15 protein-coding genes and 2 pseudogenes are annotated in these 16,896 nt (G+C 70.2%); 8 read left to right on the top strand and 9 right to left on the bottom strand.

Features of this window, described 5'->3' with window-relative positions:
• Positions 1-2 precede the first annotated feature (2 nt).
• Genes BW730_RS03570 through BW730_RS03555 form a run of 4 tightly spaced genes read right to left on the bottom strand, consistent with a single transcriptional unit; the run spans position 3 to position 3,311 of the window.
• Positions 3-479, bottom strand: a complete 477-nt coding sequence (locus BW730_RS03570) for an NfeD family protein (protein ID WP_077685050.1) — start codon at positions 477-479, stop codon at positions 3-5.
• A complete protein-coding gene (locus BW730_RS03565) occupies positions 476-1,261 on the bottom strand; it encodes an ABC transporter ATP-binding protein (RefSeq protein WP_077685049.1) in 786 nt (261 codons plus the stop codon). The genes BW730_RS03570 and BW730_RS03565 overlap by 4 nt, the downstream gene beginning before the upstream one ends.
• Before the next feature lie 36 nt (positions 1,262-1,297).
• Positions 1,298-2,311 carry a LacI family DNA-binding transcriptional regulator gene (locus tag BW730_RS03560; protein WP_077685048.1) on the bottom strand — a complete coding sequence of 338 codons (1,014 nt, stop codon included), beginning with the start codon at positions 2,309-2,311 and terminating at the stop codon, positions 1,298-1,300.
• Between the two features lie 4 nt (positions 2,312-2,315).
• The gene (locus BW730_RS03555; RefSeq protein ID WP_077685047.1) at positions 2,316-3,311 is read right to left on the bottom strand and encodes an aldo/keto reductase; all 996 of its coding nucleotides are present in this window, start codon (positions 3,309-3,311) and stop codon (positions 2,316-2,318) included.
• 151 nt (positions 3,312-3,462) lie between these two features.
• Here BW730_RS03555 and BW730_RS03550 point away from each other — a divergent pair, with 151 nt between their 5' ends.
• On the top strand, positions 3,463-4,488 hold the full coding sequence (locus tag BW730_RS03550; RefSeq protein WP_077685046.1) for a zinc-dependent alcohol dehydrogenase family protein: 1,026 nt from the start codon (positions 3,463-3,465) through the stop codon (positions 4,486-4,488).
• Between the two features lies 1 nt (position 4,489).
• Here BW730_RS03550 and fabI read toward each other — a convergent pair whose 3' ends face one another.
• Genes fabI through BW730_RS03535 form a run of 3 tightly spaced genes read right to left on the bottom strand, consistent with a single transcriptional unit; the run spans position 4,490 to position 6,810 of the window.
• Positions 4,490-5,263 (bottom strand): enoyl-ACP reductase FabI, encoded by a 774-nt coding sequence (gene fabI / locus BW730_RS03545; protein ID WP_077685045.1) that lies wholly within the window; start codon positions 5,261-5,263, stop codon positions 4,490-4,492.
• Between the two features lie 14 nt (positions 5,264-5,277).
• On the bottom strand, positions 5,278-5,991 hold the full coding sequence (gene fabG, locus BW730_RS03540) for a 3-oxoacyl-ACP reductase FabG (protein WP_077685044.1): 714 nt from the start codon (positions 5,989-5,991) through the stop codon (positions 5,278-5,280).
• Between the two features lie 54 nt (positions 5,992-6,045).
• Entirely contained in the window at positions 6,046-6,810 is a 765-nt protein-coding gene (locus BW730_RS03535) for a DUF2599 domain-containing protein (RefSeq protein ID WP_145952704.1), read from the bottom strand.
• A 54-nt stretch (positions 6,811-6,864) separates the two neighbouring features.
• On the opposite strand from BW730_RS03535, the pseudogene BW730_RS20250 reads away from it, so the two are divergent.
• The 7 genes and pseudogenes from BW730_RS20250 to BW730_RS03505 form a co-directional block, all read left to right on the top strand.
• Positions 6,865-7,026 (top strand): annotated as a pseudogene (locus tag BW730_RS20250) (DUF3099 domain-containing protein); the annotation flags it as partial.
• Positions 7,008-7,184, top strand: a complete 177-nt coding sequence (locus BW730_RS18425) for a hypothetical protein (protein ID WP_158522462.1) — start codon at positions 7,008-7,010, stop codon at positions 7,182-7,184. The pseudogene BW730_RS20250 and the gene BW730_RS18425, both read left to right, overlap by 19 nt.
• A complete protein-coding gene (locus BW730_RS03525; protein WP_077685042.1) occupies positions 7,181-7,951 on the top strand; it encodes an SURF1 family cytochrome oxidase biogenesis protein in 771 nt (256 codons plus the stop codon). Before BW730_RS18425 ends, BW730_RS03525 begins: the two co-directional genes overlap by 4 nt.
• Positions 7,948-8,742, top strand: a complete 795-nt coding sequence (locus BW730_RS03520; RefSeq protein WP_077685041.1) for a putative RNA methyltransferase — start codon at positions 7,948-7,950, stop codon at positions 8,740-8,742. Before BW730_RS03525 ends, BW730_RS03520 begins: the two co-directional genes overlap by 4 nt.
• 21 nt (positions 8,743-8,763) lie before the next feature.
• A complete protein-coding gene (locus BW730_RS03515) occupies positions 8,764-10,149 on the top strand; it encodes an AAA family ATPase (protein WP_077685040.1) in 1,386 nt (461 codons plus the stop codon).
• Positions 10,149-11,509, top strand: a pseudogene (locus BW730_RS03510) (glycoside-pentoside-hexuronide (GPH):cation symporter). The gene BW730_RS03515 and the pseudogene BW730_RS03510 overlap by 1 nt, the downstream one beginning before the upstream one ends.
• Positions 11,481-13,451, top strand: coding sequence for a glycoside hydrolase family 13 protein (locus BW730_RS03505; RefSeq protein WP_077685039.1), 1,971 nt, complete (start codon positions 11,481-11,483; stop codon positions 13,449-13,451). Before BW730_RS03510 ends, BW730_RS03505 begins: the two are co-directional and overlap by 29 nt.
• Position 13,452: 1 nt before the next feature.
• Here the strand turns inward: BW730_RS03505 and BW730_RS03500 are convergent, their stop codons facing one another.
• Positions 13,453-15,369, bottom strand: a complete 1,917-nt coding sequence (locus BW730_RS03500; RefSeq protein ID WP_077687504.1) for an ATP-dependent DNA helicase — start codon at positions 15,367-15,369, stop codon at positions 13,453-13,455.
• Positions 15,370-15,436: 67 nt separating this feature from the next.
• Positions 15,437-16,870 (bottom strand): GTPase HflX, encoded by a 1,434-nt coding sequence (hflX, locus tag BW730_RS03495; RefSeq protein ID WP_226997043.1) that lies wholly within the window; start codon positions 16,868-16,870, stop codon positions 15,437-15,439.
• Positions 16,871-16,896: the final 26 nt, after the last annotated feature.

Below are 16,896 nucleotides of genomic sequence, written 5' to 3'. Positions count from 1 at the left end.
TCCTAGCGGCTGAGCGGCTTCGAAGTGGGATAGACGATGAGCGTGATGCCGTCGAGGCCGAAGACCTCGATGGCCTCCCCGGCGGAGATCGGGACGGACGGGTCGTAGGAGCGGGCCTCCCACACCTGGCCGTCGACCTTGACCTCGCCCGCGGAGCCGGTGATGGCGGCGGTGGCGAAGCCCGCAGACCCGACCAGCTTGTCGAGCGAGGAGCGGTAGCCGGGGGCGTTACGGACCTTGGCGAGCAGCGTGGGGCGCAACAGGAACAGCGTGCAGAACGCCGTCACGATGGCGACGAGCACCTGCAGCCAGACAAGTCCAGGGAAGATCAGTGCCGTGACGCCACCCATGGCGGCGCCGGAGGCGAGCATCAGGAGTGTGAGGTCGAGGGTGAAGAGTTCGGCGGCGGCGAGCCCGAGCGCAAGCACGCCCCAGGCGGCCCACAGGTGCTCGCGCACCCACGTCACAAACTCGTTCATCGTCGACTCCTGGCGCTCCAACGTCCGTCGCGGAGTTCCACACTCAAGGGTAGGCCGAAGGTCTGGCTCAGATTGTCCGAGGTCAGGACAAGACCGACCGGACCCGCCGCCACTACGCTTCCCTTGTTCAGCAGGAGCGCATGCGTGATGCCCTCAGGGATCTCCTCGACGTGGTGCGTCACGAGCACCGTCGCGGGCGACGCAGGGTCGAGGCAGATCGACGACAGGGTGTCGATCAGCGCCTCGCGGCCCGCGAGGTCCAGGCCGCTTGCCGGCTCGTCCAGCAGCAGCAGTTCGGGGTCAGTCATCAGCGCGCGGGCGATCTGGACGCGCTTGCGCTCGCCCTCGCTCAGCGTGCCGAAGGTCCGCTCGGCGAGTTGGTCGATGCGAAGGGACGCGAGCAACTGGTTCGCCCGGTCGAGGTCGTACTCGTCGTAGTCCTCGCGCCAGCGACCGACCACCGCGTAGGCGGCCGACAACACCACGTCGCGGACCCGTTCGCCCGCGGGGATCCGTTCGGCGAAGGCGGATGAGCTGAGCCCGATCCTGGGGCGGAGTTCGAACACGTCGATCGCGCCGACGACCTCGCCGAGCAGCCCGACGACACCGTCGCTCGGGTAGAGCTGGGCGCCGAGCAGTTGCAGGAGGGTGGTCTTGCCAGCGCCGTTGGGGCCGATCACGACCCACCGTTCGTGCTCGTCGACTATGAGCTCGACGGAGTTGAGCAGCACGGCGCTCCCCCGTCGGACCGACACACCTGCGAGTTCAGCAACCGCCACCATGCGTACCAACCTACCGGAGTCGCGTAACAGTAGACATCACGGTCGAGGCATCGACGAACGCGGATCCGTCAGGGGGTCCACCACGGTGGCCACGGAACCTCCGGGGATGAGCTCCGGATCGAGCCGGATGCCCGCATGATCGCGGGCCGCTCCGCCGATGCTTGCGAGGAGCTGGTCCGCGGCCGCCTCCGCCAACGCGGCGGTCGGCTGGACGATGGTGGTCAGCCGCGGCGACACGATCCCCGCGATCTCGTCCGCGTCGAAGCCGATCAGCGAGACGTCCCTCCCCAGCACGAGCCCGGCGTCCGCTACCGCCTGCAACGCCCCGAGCGTGAGCTCGTGGTTGGCCGTGAAGACGGCGCTCGGCCTTCGCTCCGCGAACAGCACCCTGGTGGCGGCGCGTCTTCCGTCCTCGACTGTGAGGGGGACGGCGTGCACGACCGCCTCTCCTGGGAAGGCCGTCTCGAAGCCCTCCGCTCGTTCCCGCAGCGACGAGACGGTGGCGGGCCCGCCGATCACGGCGACCCTCCGGTGCCCGTGATCGTGCAGATGCAGGGCCGCGATCCTGCCCGCGGCCCGGTTATCGAGGCCGACCGCCCCGCCCGGGATGCCCGCCACGAACCAGTCGACGAGCACGACCGGCATGCCCGACTCGGCCTGCGCACGCAGCGCGTCCGCGTCGCCGGGCGAGGGGACGGCGATGATGCCGTCGACGCCCTTGTCGACGAGGAAGTCGACCGTCCCGGGCTCCTCGGCGCCGTGGCTGACGCCCAGGATCAGACTGAGCCCCGCCGACCGCAACCGGCGTTCGATGCCTGCGACGATCGCCTGGTGGAAGGCATTGTCGAGCGCGGGAAGCACCACCCCGACGGCGCGGGTCCGGCCGGCGCGCAGCGACCTGGCGGCGGGGTTGACCCGGAACCCGAGGCGGGCGGCCGCCTCCTCGATCGCCGCGGCGTTGGCGGCGCGCACCGGTTTGCCGTTGTAGTGCTTGGAGATGGTCGCCAGCGACAGCCCGGTCGCCCGCTGGAGGTCCTTGTAGGTCGCCACCGCGCTATTCCACCACGGCCTCGCCCTGCCCCGCGATCACCCCGTCGACGTCCCACAGGTCGACCCACGACTCGGCCGACGGCCACAGGAAGACCTGGCCCTTGATCAGGCGGTTGTTGCGCTCGACGGCGGCGAGGGCGTCGCGCTCGCGGGGCGTCAGCGGAGGTCCTTCGAGGGCCTCCAGGTTCGCGGCCTGCTGGCCTGGCTTGACGGAGAACGGGATCGGGATCTGGCCGCGCTCCACGGCCCACTTGAGGCAGACCTGCGCGGGGTGGAGCCCCCGCGCCTCGGCGATCGCCACGATCTCCGGCGCCTCGAGGTCGACCAGGTCGTCAGGGGTGCGGTCGCGTTCCGGGCGCGAGGGCGACCCGAGAGGCGAGTAGCCGACCGGCTGGATGTCGTGGTCGACGGCGAACTGGACCAACTCCCCCTGTTGCAGGGTGGGGTGCAGTTCGAGTTCGAGGAAGCGGGGCGCGACCCGCGCGTCGCGCAGGATCAGCCGCAGTTTCGCGATCGACACGTTCGAGACGCCGAGCGCGGCGACCCGCCCCTCGTCGACCATCCCCTCCAGCGCCGCCCACAACGCCATGAAGGCCGCGTGGTCGTAGGGCTTGGCGTGCGGATCGCGCGAGTGGACGGTGACGCCGGCGGCGTGATGGTTGGGGAAGGGCCAGTGCACAAACACGACGTCGAGGCTGTCCAGGCGCAGGTCGCGCAGCGAGCGATGCACGGACGCGACGGCGTCGGCGGGGGCGTGCGCGTCGTTCCAGACCTTGGTCATCACGCGGTACTCGTCGCGGGCCAGACCCAACTCGGCCACGGTCGCCTCGAGGGCGGCTCCGACCTCGGCCTCGTTGCCGTAGACGGCGGCGCAGTCGACCAGCCGGTAGCCGAGCCGGAGCGCCGAGGCGACGGCTGCCCCGACCTCCGCGGGCGTGTAGCGGTCGGACCCGAAGGTGCCGACGCCGATGGGCGGGAAGTCGCGGGCGACGATGGGCATTGACCCCTCCTCATTGAGTAAAACCTTTCACCCAGAGACTAAGCAGCCAACCGGCCGTTCGTCAACCGTGCCGAGGACGAAGCAACTTGACGCCGAACCTGCACCCTCCTACCGTTGAGCGAAACGTTTTACTTTGAGCAAGGAGGCTCACATGTTGGCAGCATTCCTCCCCGGCGGGCGACGGGTCGACCTGGCGGAGGTCGCGGACCCCCGCCCCGGGCACGGCCAGGTCGTGCTCGCCATGAAGGCCTCGACCATCTGCGGCTCGGACCTGCGCGCCATCTACCGCGAGCACCTCGGCGAGGGGCCCGAGGCCTATCAGGGCGTGATCGGCGGCCACGAACCCGCAGGCGAGGTCATCGAGGTCGGCCCCGGCGTGACGCACCTCTCCCCCGGCGACCGGGTCGTCGTTTACCACATCAGTGGCTGCGGGGTGTGCGACGACTGCCGCGAGGGCTACCAGATCTCCTGCACGGGCGAGGCCCGCGCCGCGTACGGGTGGCAGCGCGACGGCGGGCACGCCGACCGCCTGCTCGCCGACGCGCGGGACTGCGTCGTGCTCCCCGATTCCATGACCTTCCTCGACGGCGCCTGCGTCGCATGCGGCTTCGGCACCGCCTATGAGGCGCTCCGCAGGCTCGACGTGAACGGCCGCGACGAGTTGCTGATCACGGGGCTGGGGCCGGTTGGGCTGGCCGCCGGCCTGCTGGCCGGCAGGATGGGCGTGCGCAGCATCGTCGGGACCGACGTCAGCCCCGAGCGGCGCCAGCGCGCCATGGACCTCGGCGCCGTCACCCGGGCAGTGGCGGCAGACGACGAGGAGGGCCTGGACGAGGCGCTGCCGCGCGGCGCGAGCGCCGCCTTCGACGCCTCAGGCTCGGGCCAGGCGCAGCATCAGGCGATCGCCAGGTCGCGGCGTTGGGGGCGGGTGGCGCTGGTCGGAGAGGGTGGGCGGCTCGACATCGACGTGAGCGAGCACATCATCCACAAGCAGTTGACCATCCACGGCTCGTGGGTCACCTCGACGCTGCACATGGCCGAACTGCTGCGCGACCTGGACGCCTGGGGGCTGCACCCCGAGGTGATCGTCTCGGAACGGTTCCCGCTGGAGCGGGCCGCCGATGCGTACGCCGCGGCCGACTCCGGCCGACTGGGAAAGGTGGCCGTCGTCTGGTGACTCAGGCGCCGGTCGAGTGGAGGCCGCCGTCGACGTGCAGCATCTCGCCGGTCGTGGCGGGGAACCAGTCGCTCAGCAGGGCGACGATCGCCTTGGCCGACGGGACGGCGTCGCTCGGGTCCCAGCCGAGCGGGGCGCGCTCGGCCCAGATGTCGTTGAACGACGAGGCACCGGGGATGGCCTTCTTGGCGACGGTGTCGACGGGGCCCGCCGCGACGAGGTTGCTGCGGATGCCGTCCGGGCCGAGGTAGCGCGCCAGGTAGCGCGAGGTCGACTCGAGGGCCGCCTTCGCCACGCCCATCCAGTCGTAGGTCGGCCAGGAAACGGTGGCGTCGAACGTCAGCCCGACGACGCTGCTGCCGCGCGGCATCATGGGCTTGGCGGCCATCGTCAGTGACTGCATCGAGTAGGCGGAGACGTGGACTGCGGTCGAGACCGCGTCCCAGCCGGTGGTGAGGAACTTGCCGCCGAGCGCTGTCTCCGGGTCGGCGTAGGCGATCGAATGCACGATGCCGTCGAGGCGGTCGCCGAAGTGCTCAGAGAGCTTTTCGGGCAGGGCCGCGAGGTGCTCGGGGTCGGTGACGTCGACCTCGATCAGCGGGGGGACGGTGTCGAGCTTGGAGATCGCGCGCTGGGCGGGCGCGACCGCACGGCCCGCGGCGGACACGACGACGTTGGCGCCCTCCTTCTGCGCGATGTCGACGACGGCGTATGCGATCGAGGTGCGCATGGTCACGCCGGTGACCAGGATGTTCTTGCCTTCGAGGATTCCCATGGTGGTTGCCTTTCTCAGTGACCCATGCCGAGGCCGCCGTCGACAGGAAGCACGGCGCCGGTGATGTAGCCGGCGTGGTCGCCGGCGAGGAAGAGGGCGGCCTGGGCGACGTCGTCGACCGATCCGAGGCGGCCGGCGGGGATCCGCGCCTTGTACCCGGCGATCACGTCGTCGGCCAGCACCGCGGTCATGTCGGTCTCGATGAACCCGGGCGCGATGACGTTTGCGGTCACGTTGCGGGTTCCGAGCTCGCGGCTGATGCTGCGCGCCATGCCGACCAGCGCGGCCTTGCTTGAGGAGTAGTTGATCTGTCCCGCGGAGCCGAGCAGCGCCACGACGGACGAGATGAGGATGACTCGGCCGAACCGGGCGCGCATCATGGCGCGGCTTGCTCGGCGCACGACGCGGAAGGTGCCGGTCAGGTTGGTGTCGATGACGGTGTTCCAGTCGTCGTCGGACATCCTGAGCAGCAGGGTGTCCTTCGTGACGCCCGCGTTGGCGACCACGATCTCGACGGGGCCGAGTTCCGCCTCGACGGTGTCGAACGCCTGATCGACCTGGCCCTGGTCGGTGATGTCGCACACCACCCCGAGCACGCCCTCGGGCACGTCGCCCGAGCGGTAGGTCGCGGCGACGCGGTAACCGGCGTCGCGGAACTGCAGAGCGATGGTGCGACCGATGCCCTTGGAGCCGCCGGTGACGAGTACTACGCGCGATTGTTCAGCCACGGGGAGCAACTTACCGCAGCCGGTGGCCGCGGATCCGGGTTGTCTTGGCCCGGATCAGTTGCACCTGTCGACCATGAAGCCGACCAGCCCCTTGTCGGGGCGCTCCGTCTCCAGGTTCCAACTCTCCTTCTCGGGCGCGCCGACCAGGTGGCACGCCAACTGGTTCAGGGCGCTGGGCGTCGACAGCCGGTCCTTCCTGTCGGGGTGCGCCGCGATGACCTCCGCCATCACGTCGGGGGCGAGCGCGGTCGCCCCCATCGGGTCGCCGGTCGCGAGTGAGCGGGCCAGCAGGCTCGGGTAGACGAACATGCGCGTCGAGGACTCCCACTCAGACTCGACGACCAGCGCCGTCCCTGCGAGCAGCGTGAGGCCGGTCGCGCCCTCGGGCGGCGTGACGGCGAACCCGTTCCCCTCCGTCTCGAAGGGGGCGTTGCGCGAGCCGCTCGGCGTGACGGCGAGCGGCCTGGTGAGCCAGATGCCATCGCCCGCAAGTCGCCCGGAGACGACGTCCGCAGGGGTGTCGAGGGAGAAACCGAGCGCACCAGGGCCAGAGACCGGCACGGTCAGCGCGACGGTGCCATCGTCCTGAGCCTCGGCCCGTGTGCCCTCCGGGGCCTCGACGCGGTGACCTCCCACGTCGATCTGCGTCGTCGGCGCCTCGATGGGCGGCGAAGGCGACGGCGTGGGAGAAGTCGGCGACGGCGAAACCGCGGGCGTGCCCGGGTCGACGGGGCGCGGCGACTCGGCCTGTTGGCAGGACGCACAGAGCGCTGCGACGGCGATCAACGCCACCGCCCATGGCCCCCTGTTGCGCTGCACGGACCCACCATAGTCACGCGGACCGCCCCACCGGATCGGGACTAAGCTGGGGCCATGGCACGCACGAGCGACGCGACGCTCATCACCAACGCGGGGCGCAGCCAGTCCCTCGCGCTGGCGGAGCGTCAGAAGCGCTACCTCATCACGATGGGCATCAGGACCGGCTGTTTCCTGGCCTTCCTCGTGGTGCCTGGCTGGTGGAAACTGCTGGCGCTCGGCGCCGCGGCCCTGCTGCCCGCGTTCGCGGTGCTTTTCGCGAACAACTCGGACCATCGCCCCCGGCGACGGCCGCCAAGGACGAGACGACGACCCGCAAGGCGATCACCACGGGCGTGGTGGTGCAGGGCACCGTCGAGGAGGACACCGACAAGTGAGTCGCCAGGTCAAGCGCTGGATCGCGATGGGCGTGCTCGCCGCGATCCTCGCGTTCACGTTCATCCAACTCGGCGAATGGCAGTTGCGCCGCCTCGACGAGCGTCGGGACCGCAACGCGACGGTGCTCGCGCACGAGTCGCTGCCGGTGCAGGACTACAGCGCCGTGATGACTCAGGAGATCGGCGAGGACGACCAGTGGTTCCGGGTCACCGCGACCGGCACCTACACCGGAGACCAGTTCCAGGTGCGCTACCGCTCGCTCGACGGCGCCTACGGCAGCGAGGTGGTCGCCGTGATGGAGACCGACCGCGGCGACCTGCTGCTGGTCAACCGCGGCTTCCTGACGCGTCAACCCGGCCATCCGGACGGGGAGATGCCAGCGACCCTCGACGGCACCGTCACCGTCACCGGCTACGTCCGCCGCAACGACCGCGGCGACGAGAACGCCATGACGCCGCACGAGAACCAGGTGCGCCTCACCAACTCCGACGCGCTCGGCAAGGCGATGGGCGTGACGCTCGTCAACGGCTACGTGTCGATGATCGAGTCGCAGCCCGCAGAGTCCGACGCCCTGATCCCGCTCTCGACGCCCGACATGACCGAGGGTCCCCACCTCAGCTACGCGCTGCAGTGGTTCGCGTTCACCGCGATCGGCATCATCGGCATGGGCGTCCTGATCCGCGCCGACCTGCGCGACCGCAAGAAGGCGAAGGCCAAGGCAGCCGTTGAGGAGGCATCCGAGCCCGCCGAGGAGGAGGTCGGGTGAGCGGTCTCGACTGGACCGCCTGCCCCGTCTGCCACCAGCGCCTGACCCGCCGCGACGGCGCGCTGCGCTGCGGGAACAGGCACAGCTACGACCTCGCACGGCAGGGCTACGTCAACCTGCTCGGCCGCACTCCCCCAGCCAACGCCGACACCGCAGAGATGCTCGACGCCCGCGCCCGCTTCCTGTCTGCGGGCCACTACGACCCCATCGCCGACGCCGTCGCTCGCGCGGCGCACGGGCCGAGGATCGCGGAGGTCGGCGCGGGCACCGGCTTCTACCTCGCCCGCGTCCTCGACGCTCACCCTGACGCGGAGGGCCTGGCGACCGACGTGTCCGTGGCCGCCGCGAAGCGGGCCGCGCGGTCGCACCCCCGCGCCGACGCGGTCGTGGCCGACACCTGGGCGCGACTGCCGCTGCCCGACGACTCGCTGGACACGATCGTGTGCGTCTTCGCGCCGCGCAACCCGGCGGAGTTCAAACGGGTGCTTCGCCCCGGAGGAACCCTCGTGGTGGCGCAACCGCTGCCCGGCCACCTCGCCGAACTGCGCGAACGTCACGGCCTGCTCGGCGTCGGGGAGGACAAGTCTGAGCGGCTCGCGGCCTCGCTGCCCGGCTGGGACGTGACGACACGCGAGCGGATCGCCCGCCGAGTCGAGGTGTCGGCCTCGGTGGTCGCCGACCTGATCGGGATGGGCCCCAACGCCTTCCACGGCCTGCCCGGGCACGTCGAGGCGGCCTTCCTCGATGTCGACGTCGAGGTGATCGCGCTGGTCTCCCCCACGCCCGCCTGAGGACGGCCCTAGGGTGTCCCCATGGACATCGACGACGACCTGCGCGCCTTCCTCACCCAGTTCGCCCGGTTGTCCGAGGCGGCCCACCAACTGTCCCACCAGCACGAGAACAGCCTCAAGGACGCCCTCACCAAGCACCTCGGTCGCCCGGCCGACGAGGTCGCGACCGTCTCCAAGGAAGTCGTCGGCTACCGGTTCGCCGACTACGACGTCGCCTTTGAACATCTGGCGGGCCCCGACGCGGGGTTGATCGGCCTCGGTGGGGGCGACCAGCGCCACAACGCGAGCCTCGCCGACATCGTCGGGAGCTCCTGGCAGCACATCCCCGTCGGGCAGGTCGACTGGGCCGACGTCGCGGTCGGTCCGGTCGCGACCCGGCGGGTGGTGGCGCTCGGCATCCGGCTGTTCACGTTCCGCGACGAGCCCGTCGCGGTGCTGACGAGGCGCAACTCGCGGATGCACGGCAATGGGGTCGGCGTCATCGAGGTGCTCTGCCCGGACGGCCAGGTGGCAAGCGACCTGATCGCGGAGGCCACCAGGATCGGCACTGAGCGGTCACTGCTGCGCGGTAACGTGATCACGCTCGAGATGGTCGGCTACGAGGCCGAGGGCGACGGGTTCCGGTTCCTGGCACGCCCGGAGGTGCCCGCCGAGGCCGTGGTGCTGCCCGCTGGCACCCTGGAGCGGATCACGGGGCACGTGCTGGGGGTCGCGGAGCACGCCGAGACACTGCGCCGCTACGGGCAGCACCTCAAGCGTGGCGTGCTGCTGTACGGCCCGCCGGGCACCGGCAAGACCCACACGGTGCGCCACCTGATCTCCTCCTCCCCGGGGCACACGGTGATCCTGCTCTCGGGCCAGACGCTCGCCCTGGTGCGTCAGGCCACGTCGATCGCGCGGCACCTGCAGCCCGCCATCGTGGTGCTGGAGGACTGCGATCTGGTCGCGATGGAGCGCGGCTACGACCCGTCCGGCAACCCGCTGCTCTTCGAGCTTCTCGACGCCCTCGACGGGCTCGACTCCGACACCGACATCGCGTTCGTGCTGACCACCAACCGCGTCGACGTGCTGGAGGAGGCCCTCACGCAGCGGCCCGGCCGCGTCGACCTCGCCGTCGAGATCCCGCCGCCGGACGAGGCGTCGCGCCGTCGCCTGCTCGACCTGTATCAGGGCAGCGTCTCGTTCAGCGACTCCGCGCTCGACGAGGTGGCGCGCCGCAGCGACGCCCGCACCGCGTCCTTCTTCAAGGAACTGATCCGCCGGGCCGTGCTGTACGCCGCCGAGGACGGCCTCGAGCCGACCGACGTGCACCTGCTGTCGGCGCTCGGTGCGCTGCAGTCGGACCAGGAGACGCTGTCACGCAACCTGATCAGCGGCTTCATCGACCCGACCCCGGACGGCTACTGATGAACCAGCGCCTCGCGTTCGGGCTGGGGACCCTCGGCCGCGACATGGTCGCTGCGCTGGTGTCGATGTACCTGCTGTTCTACCTGACCGACGTGCTGAACATCTCCGGCACGCAACTGGGCGCGATCACCGTCGTGCTCGTCGTGATGCGCGTCTTCGACGCCGTCAACGACCCGTTCATGGGCGTGGTGGTCGACAACACGCGCAGCAGGTGGGGCAAGTTCAAGCCGTGGATCTTCTGGGGCGCCCTGCTCTGGGGCCTTGCGACGCTCCTGATGTTCTTCGACTTCGGCGTGCACGGCTGGGGCTACGTCGTCGTGTTCACCGTCGTCTACCTGGTCTACGAGATCGCCTACACCATCAACGACATCGCCTTCTGGTCGATGCTGCCCGCGCTGACGCAGGACCAGAAGGAGCGCGAGAAGATCGGCGTGGTCGCCAGGATCTGCGCCAACATCGGCCTGTTCAGCATGGTCGTCGCCCTCGTCCCCGTCACCGGGGCGCTCACGGAGGCGCTCGGCTCGGCACAGCTCGCCTGGTTCGTGCTGGCGGCGATCCTGGTCGTGATCATGCTGGCGTTCCAATCGCTGACGCTGATCTTCGCGCGGGAGCGGGTCGCCACCACGCACGAGGCGACCCCGCTGCGGGAACTGTTCGGCGTCATCTTCCGCAACGACCAACTGCTGTGGGTCACCGTCGCGATGGTCGCCTACATGATCGGCTACGGCACCACCACGTCGTTCGGGCTGTACTACTTCAAGTACGTCTTCGGCGACGAGGGGCGTACCCGATCTTCGCGGCCGTGCTCGGCGTCACCCAGATCACCGCGCTCGCCCTCTTCCCGCTGGTGTCGAAGCGGCTCCCCCGCGCGAGGATCTTCCTGATCGCGACCGTGCTGTGCGTCGCCGGATACCTGGTCTTCCTCGCCTCGGGAACCAACCTCGCGATCGTCGGGGTCGCGGGAGTGCTGCTGTTCACCGGCCAGGGCGCCATCCAGTTGATGATGGTGATGTTCATCGCCGACTCCGTTGAGTACGGCGAGTGGAAACTCGGCCGCCGCAACGAGTCGGTCACCTTCTCGCTGCAACCGTTCATCTACAAGTTCAGCAACGCGGTCGCCAGCGGCATCGTCGGCGCGACGCTGATCGTCTCCGGCATCGACGTCGCGACCAGCGCCGCCGACGTCACCCCGGAGGGCGCGAACCTGCTGCGCTTCTCGATGCTCGTGATCCCGATGCTGCTCGTGATCGCGAGTTACCTCATCATGCGCGCCAGGTACCGCCTCGACGAGGCCACCTACGCGGGCATCGTCCAGGAACTGAAGGAGCGCCATGACGCCGCGACCACTGACAAGGCGTGACCGCCTCTCCGACGTCTACGCGACGCCCGTCGGCCGCGACGCGATCGACAAACTGCTGCTGCAGTCGGGGCTCCCGCGGCCGCTGCTGAGGGCGCTCGGACCGATGCGGATCTCGACGATCGAGCGCCTCACCAGGCGATTCACCGGGCCGGGACTCGTCGACGGCGTGCTGAGCCTGGTCAACTCGGAACCGGACAGGCCGACCGACACCCCCGCTCCCGCTTCGGTGCCGTGGTGGCGCGACGCGGTGTTCTACCAGGTCTACCCACGCTCGTTCGCCGACTCCGACGGGGACGGCATCGGCGACATCCGCGGCATCATCGACCACCTCGACCACTTGGCCGACCTCGGCGTGGACTGCGTGTGGCTGTCACCCATCTTCGCCTCGCCCAACGAGGACATGGGCTACGACATCAGCGACTACCGCGCCGTGATGGACGAGATGGGCACCCTCGACGACGTCGATGACCTGATCCGCGGCTGCCACGAGCGGGGCATGCGGATCATCCTCGACCTGGTCGTCAACCACACCTCCGACCGGCACGAATGGTTCGAGCGCGCCGTCGCCGACCCCGACGGGCCGTACGGAAGCTACTACTTCCTCGAACCGGGCGACCCGGCGCGGCCGCCGAACAACTGGACGTCGTTCTTCTCCGGGCCCGCGTGGAGGTGGATCCCCGAGGCGCGGCGCTGGGCGCTGCACCTGTTCGCCGACGGCCAGGTCGACCTGCGCTGGGACACGCCCGCGGTCCGCGACGAGGTCGCCGACATCGTGCAGTGGTGGCTGGCTCGCGGCATCGACGGATTCCGGCTCGACGTCATCAACTACATCTCCAAGCCGGAGGGGCTGCCCGACGGCAACCCGTTCGTCGGCGAGTTGATGGGCTTCACCGGCGTCGAACACTACTTCTACGGCCCCCGGCTCGGGGAGTTCCTGCGGGGGCTCCGCGCCGACGGGTTCACCAGGCGGGCTGCGCCTGCGTCGACGGTGCGGAGGCGGCTGCCGGACGGGTCGCTCGGCGACCCGCAGACCCCGGACGAGGTCGGCGTGATGGTCGGCGAGACCCCGGGCGTCGGCATCGAACTGGGCAGGATGCTGAGCGGCTCCGACCGCGGCGAACTGGACCTGGTGTTCAACTTCGACGTGCTCGACACCCCCGGCCACACCAGGTGGGACGACTACGACTTCGACCCCGACTACCTCAAGGACTACTACCGCCGCTACCTGGAAGGCATCGGCGAGGGCGACTGGATCGCGGTGTTCCTCGACAACCACGACAACCCGCGGATGCTCAGCAAGCTCGCGGGCGGCGCCGAGTCGGACCCGGCCGTGCGGACCGCCGTCGGGAGACTGCTCGCCACCGTGCAGTTGACGATGCGCGGCACCCCCTTCCTGTTCCAGGGGCAGGAACTCGCCGCGGTCGACCAGAACTTCACCCGGCTCGACCAGTTGCGCGACGTCGAGTCGATCAACAGGTACGAGGAACTTCGCGCCGCCGGGAAGGGGCCGCACGACGCGTGGGCCGAGATCATCGCAGGCTCGCGCGACCACGCCCGGGTGCCGATGCGATGGTCACCCGAGGGCGGCTTCACGAGCGGCACGCCGTGGCTGGAGGGCAGCGACGACGCGTTGGGGTTCTCGGCGGCGGAGCAGGTACTCGACGACGCGTCGGTGTACTCGTGGCACAAGAAGCTGATCGGGCTGCGGCGGGCCAACCCCGCGCTCACCCGCGGCACCCTGACGTGGCTGCGACCCGGCGTCAAGGGCTACCTGGCCTACATCCGGGAGGCCGACGGCGAGGCGTTCCTCGTCGAGTGCAACGCCTCCCCCGGCCCCCGTCGTCGACCCAAGGTCGCGGGCGACTGGGAGCCCATTCTCGGCGGGCCGAGGGCTGAGACGATGACGCCGTGGGAGTCGACCGTGAGTCGCCGGATCCGCTGAGCTACTCCTGGCCGCGGAGCCTGCGCAGCGCCTGCACCGCGATGTCGCCGTCGGTGGTCATCCAGAACTCCGGGAGAGAAGCCTTCAGGAACGAGCCGTAGCGCGCCGTCACGAGCCGCGGGTCGAGCATCGCGACGACGCCACGGTCCTCGGACCTGCGGATCAGGCGGCCAGCGCCCTGAGCCAGCAGCAGCGCCGCGTGCGTGGCGGCCACCGACATGAAGCCGTTGCCCCCCGCATCGTCGACGGCCTTCTTGCGGGCCTGCATCAGCGGGTCGTCGGGGCGCGGGAACGGGATCTTGTCGATGATGACCAGTTGGCAGGTCTCCCCCGGCACGTCGACGCCCTGCCACAGCGACATGGTGCCGAACAGCACAGTCTCCGGCTCGGCCGTGAACCGCCTGGTGAGCTCGGAGAGTTGCGCGTCGCCCTGGCACAGGATGGTCTGCTTCGGCAGTTCGCGGCGGCAGTACTCCGCGGCCTGCTCTGCGGCCCGGCGCGACGCGAACAGCCCGAGCGTGCGACCCTCCGCCGCCCAGATGAGCTGCGCGATCTCGGCGAGGGTCGCCTCGTTCATGCCGTCACGCCCGGGCGGTGGGAGCCGCTTCGCGACGTACAGGATGCCCTGCCTGCCGTAGTCGAAGGGCGAACCGACGTCGAGGCCGCGCCAGGCGAACTCGTCCGACGGCTCGGCCCCCTGCTCGATCCGGTCGGCCGCGCGCAGGCCGACGGCGGCCGCGGCAGGTTCGAACGTGCCGCCGAGCGAGAGGGTCGCGGAGGTGAGGACGGTGGTCGTCTCGGCGAACACCTGGTTGCGCAGCAGGCCCGCAACATTGAGGGGGGCGACGTAGGCAGCGCGCCCCATGATGTCGGACTGGGTGACCCAGACGACGTCGGCCTCGGCCAGTTTCGCGATCCGCTCGGCGACGTCGAAGATCTCCTTGGCTGCCGAGGCCGCCTGGACGCGCTCGTTGTCGTCGGTGACCTTGCCGAGCGCGCTGACCGCCTTGCGTGACACGTCGCGCAGTTGGGCCGCCGCGTAGGGAAGCGGCGACGAGGCCTCGGTGATGCGGGTCAGTTCGGACTCGTCGAGCGCCTCGCGCAGCACGTCGGCCTGGTCGAGGAAGTCGGTCGCCAGGTCGTCGTCGAGCCAGGTCAGGGCGCGCCGCGCGACCCGCTCGACCAGGCTGGGCGTCAGTTCGTCGGTCGCGGCGGTGGTGATCCGGCTGACCAGTTCGTGGGCCTCGTCGATGATGAGGCTGGAGTGTTCCGGCAGCGCGGTGCCGCCGTGCATGGCGTTGATGGCGAGCAGCGCATGGTTGGTGACCACCAGTTGAGCGTCGCGGGCCTCCTCGCGCGAGGCCTCCACGAAGCACTCCGCGCCGAACGGGCAGGCGGCCACGCCGAGGCACTCGCGGCTCGGGATGGAGACCTGGGACCAGCCGCGTGCGGTGTGCGTCGGGGCGTCGTCGCGGTCGGCGAGCCCGCCACGCTCGGCCTCCTCCTCGACCCACTCGCGCAGCGCGAGCACCTCGGCGCCCAGCCTCGACACGTCGTCGCCCTTGCCGGTGGCCGCCGCGTCGGCGAGCGCCTCGCTGCCGAGCAGCGAGTCCTGATCGAGGTCGGAGCCCTGCCGCGAGCGGTACAGGCACGCGTAGTTGGTGCGGCCCTTCAGGATGGCCGCCTTGGGGCGCTTGCCGGTGACCTCCTCGACCGCGTCGAGGGCCGTCGGAATGTCCTTGTGCGCCAACTGGGCCTGCAGCGCGAGCGTCGCGGTGGCGATCACGACGCGTTCGCCTTCACCGACGCAGCGCGCCAGCGCGGGCGCAAGGTAGCCGAGCGACTTGCCCGTTCCGGTGCCCGCCTGCACGAGCAGGTGCACGCCGTCGTCGAACGCCTCGGCTACGGACTCGGCCATGGCCTGCTGGCCCGGGCGCGCCTCGCCGTGGATGTCGCCGACGGCCGCCGCGAGGATCTTCGCGTGGTCAGCCACGGACGAACTCGGCTAGGTCCCCCGCGAGGTCGGGCTGGACGCGGGCGGTCACCAGCGTCCCGTCGCCGGTGTGTTCGAGCGCGTCGATCACCCCGGTCTTGTGGATGCGGTCGACGAGGTCGCCGCGCGAATAGGGCACCAGCACCGTCAGTTCGACCTGCGGGCGGGGCAGCCGCTCCTCGAGGACGGCGCGCAGTTCGTCGATCCCCGCACCGGTGCGGGCCGACACCACGACGGCGTCGGGATGGCTCGCGCGCAACGCGAGGAGGGTCGCGTCGTCTGCCACGTCGGCCTTGTTCAGGACGAGCAGTTCGGGCACCTTGGAGGCCCCAATCTCGCCGAGCACCGTGTTGACCGCCGCGATCTGACCCTCGGGGTCGGCGTCTGAGGCGTCGACGACGTGGAGAAGCAGGTCGGCGAGCGCCGACTCCTCCAGCGTTGACCGGAAGGCCTCGACGAGGTCGTGGGGCAGGTGCCGGACGAATCCGACGGTGTCGGTAAGGGTGTAGATCCGCGAGTCGCTTGTCTCGGTGCGCCTGGTCGTCGGGTCGAGCGTCGCGAACAGCGCATCCTCGACCAGGACGCCCGCGCCGGTGAGGCGGTTCAGCAGCGACGACTTGCCCGCGTTGGTGTAGCCGACGATGGCAACGGACGGGACCTGGTTGCGGCGCCGCTCGGCGCGCTTGCTCTCGCGGGTCGAATCCATCTCGCGAAGCTTGTGGCGCAACTGCGAGATCCGGGTCTTGATCCGGCGGCGGTCGGTCTCGATCTTCGTCTCGCCGGGGCCACGACCGCCGATGCCAGCGCCACCGGCCGCCCGGCCACCCGCCTGCCTCGACAGGTTGCCGCCCCAGCCGCGGAGGCGCTGCCTGAGGTACTGAAGCTGCGCGAGCTCGACCTGGGCCTTGCCCTCCGCGCTCTTCGCGTGCTGCGCGAAGATGTCCAGGATGAGCGCCGTGCGGTCGACGACCTTGACCTTTGTGCGGTCCTCGAGGTTCCTGAGCTGAGCGGGCTCCAACTCACCGTCGCAGATGACCGTGTCGGCCCCCGTCTGGCGCACCACCTCGGCGAGTTCCTCGACCTTGCCCCTGCCGATGAAGGTGGCGGGGTCCGGGTGGGAGCGGCGCTGCACCAGCGTGTGCAGCACCTCGGAGCCCGCCGTCTCGGCGAGCAGCTTCAGTTCCGCGATGGCGTTGTCGACGTCTTGTTCGGTCCCGCTCGTCCAGACGCTGACGAGCACGACGCGTTCGAGGCGGAGTTGCCGGTACTCGACCTCTGTGACGTCCTCGAGCTCGGTGCGCATGCCAGCGACGCGGCGCAGCGAATGGCGTGCCGCGAGGTCGACCTGGTCGCCGTCGTAGTTGTCCTCGCCGGTGTAGTTGTCCGCGGCGTCGTCGTCGTGGAGGGTGTCGTGAAATTCAGTCATGTCGGTGTTCATTCTCCCAGCCCGCG

Source organism: Tessaracoccus aquimaris, assembly GCF_001997345.1.
Classification (GTDB): Bacteria; Actinomycetota; Actinomycetes; order Propionibacteriales; family Propionibacteriaceae; genus Arachnia; species Arachnia aquimaris.
This window is presented reverse-complemented; position numbering and strand designations above follow the sequence as displayed.

Excerpts from the sequence above, each read along its gene's own strand:
- BW730_RS03570 (WP_077685050.1), bottom strand. The coding sequence starts at position 479 with ATGAACGAGTTTGTGACGTGGGTGCGCGAGCACCTGTGGGCCGCCTGG.
- BW730_RS03565 (WP_077685049.1), bottom strand. The coding sequence starts at position 1,261 with ATGGTGGCGGTTGCTGAACTCGCAGGTGTGTCGGTCCGACGGGGGAGC.
- BW730_RS03555 (WP_077685047.1), bottom strand. The coding sequence starts at position 3,311 with ATGCCCATCGTCGCCCGCGACTTCCCGCCCATCGGCGTCGGCACCTTC.
- BW730_RS03550 (WP_077685046.1), top strand. The coding sequence starts at position 3,463 with ATGTTGGCAGCATTCCTCCCCGGCGGGCGACGGGTCGACCTGGCGGAG.
- fabI (WP_077685045.1), bottom strand. The coding sequence starts at position 5,263 with ATGGGAATCCTCGAAGGCAAGAACATCCTGGTCACCGGCGTGACCATG.
- BW730_RS03515 (WP_077685040.1), top strand. The coding sequence starts at position 8,764 with ATGGACATCGACGACGACCTGCGCGCCTTCCTCACCCAGTTCGCCCGG.
- BW730_RS03505 (WP_077685039.1), top strand. The coding sequence starts at position 11,481 with ATGACGCCGCGACCACTGACAAGGCGTGACCGCCTCTCCGACGTCTAC.
- BW730_RS03500 (WP_077687504.1), bottom strand. The coding sequence starts at position 15,369 with ATGGCCGAGTCCGTAGCCGAGGCGTTCGACGACGGCGTGCACCTGCTC.
- hflX (WP_226997043.1), bottom strand. The coding sequence starts at position 16,870 with ATGACTGAATTTCACGACACCCTCCACGACGACGACGCCGCGGACAAC.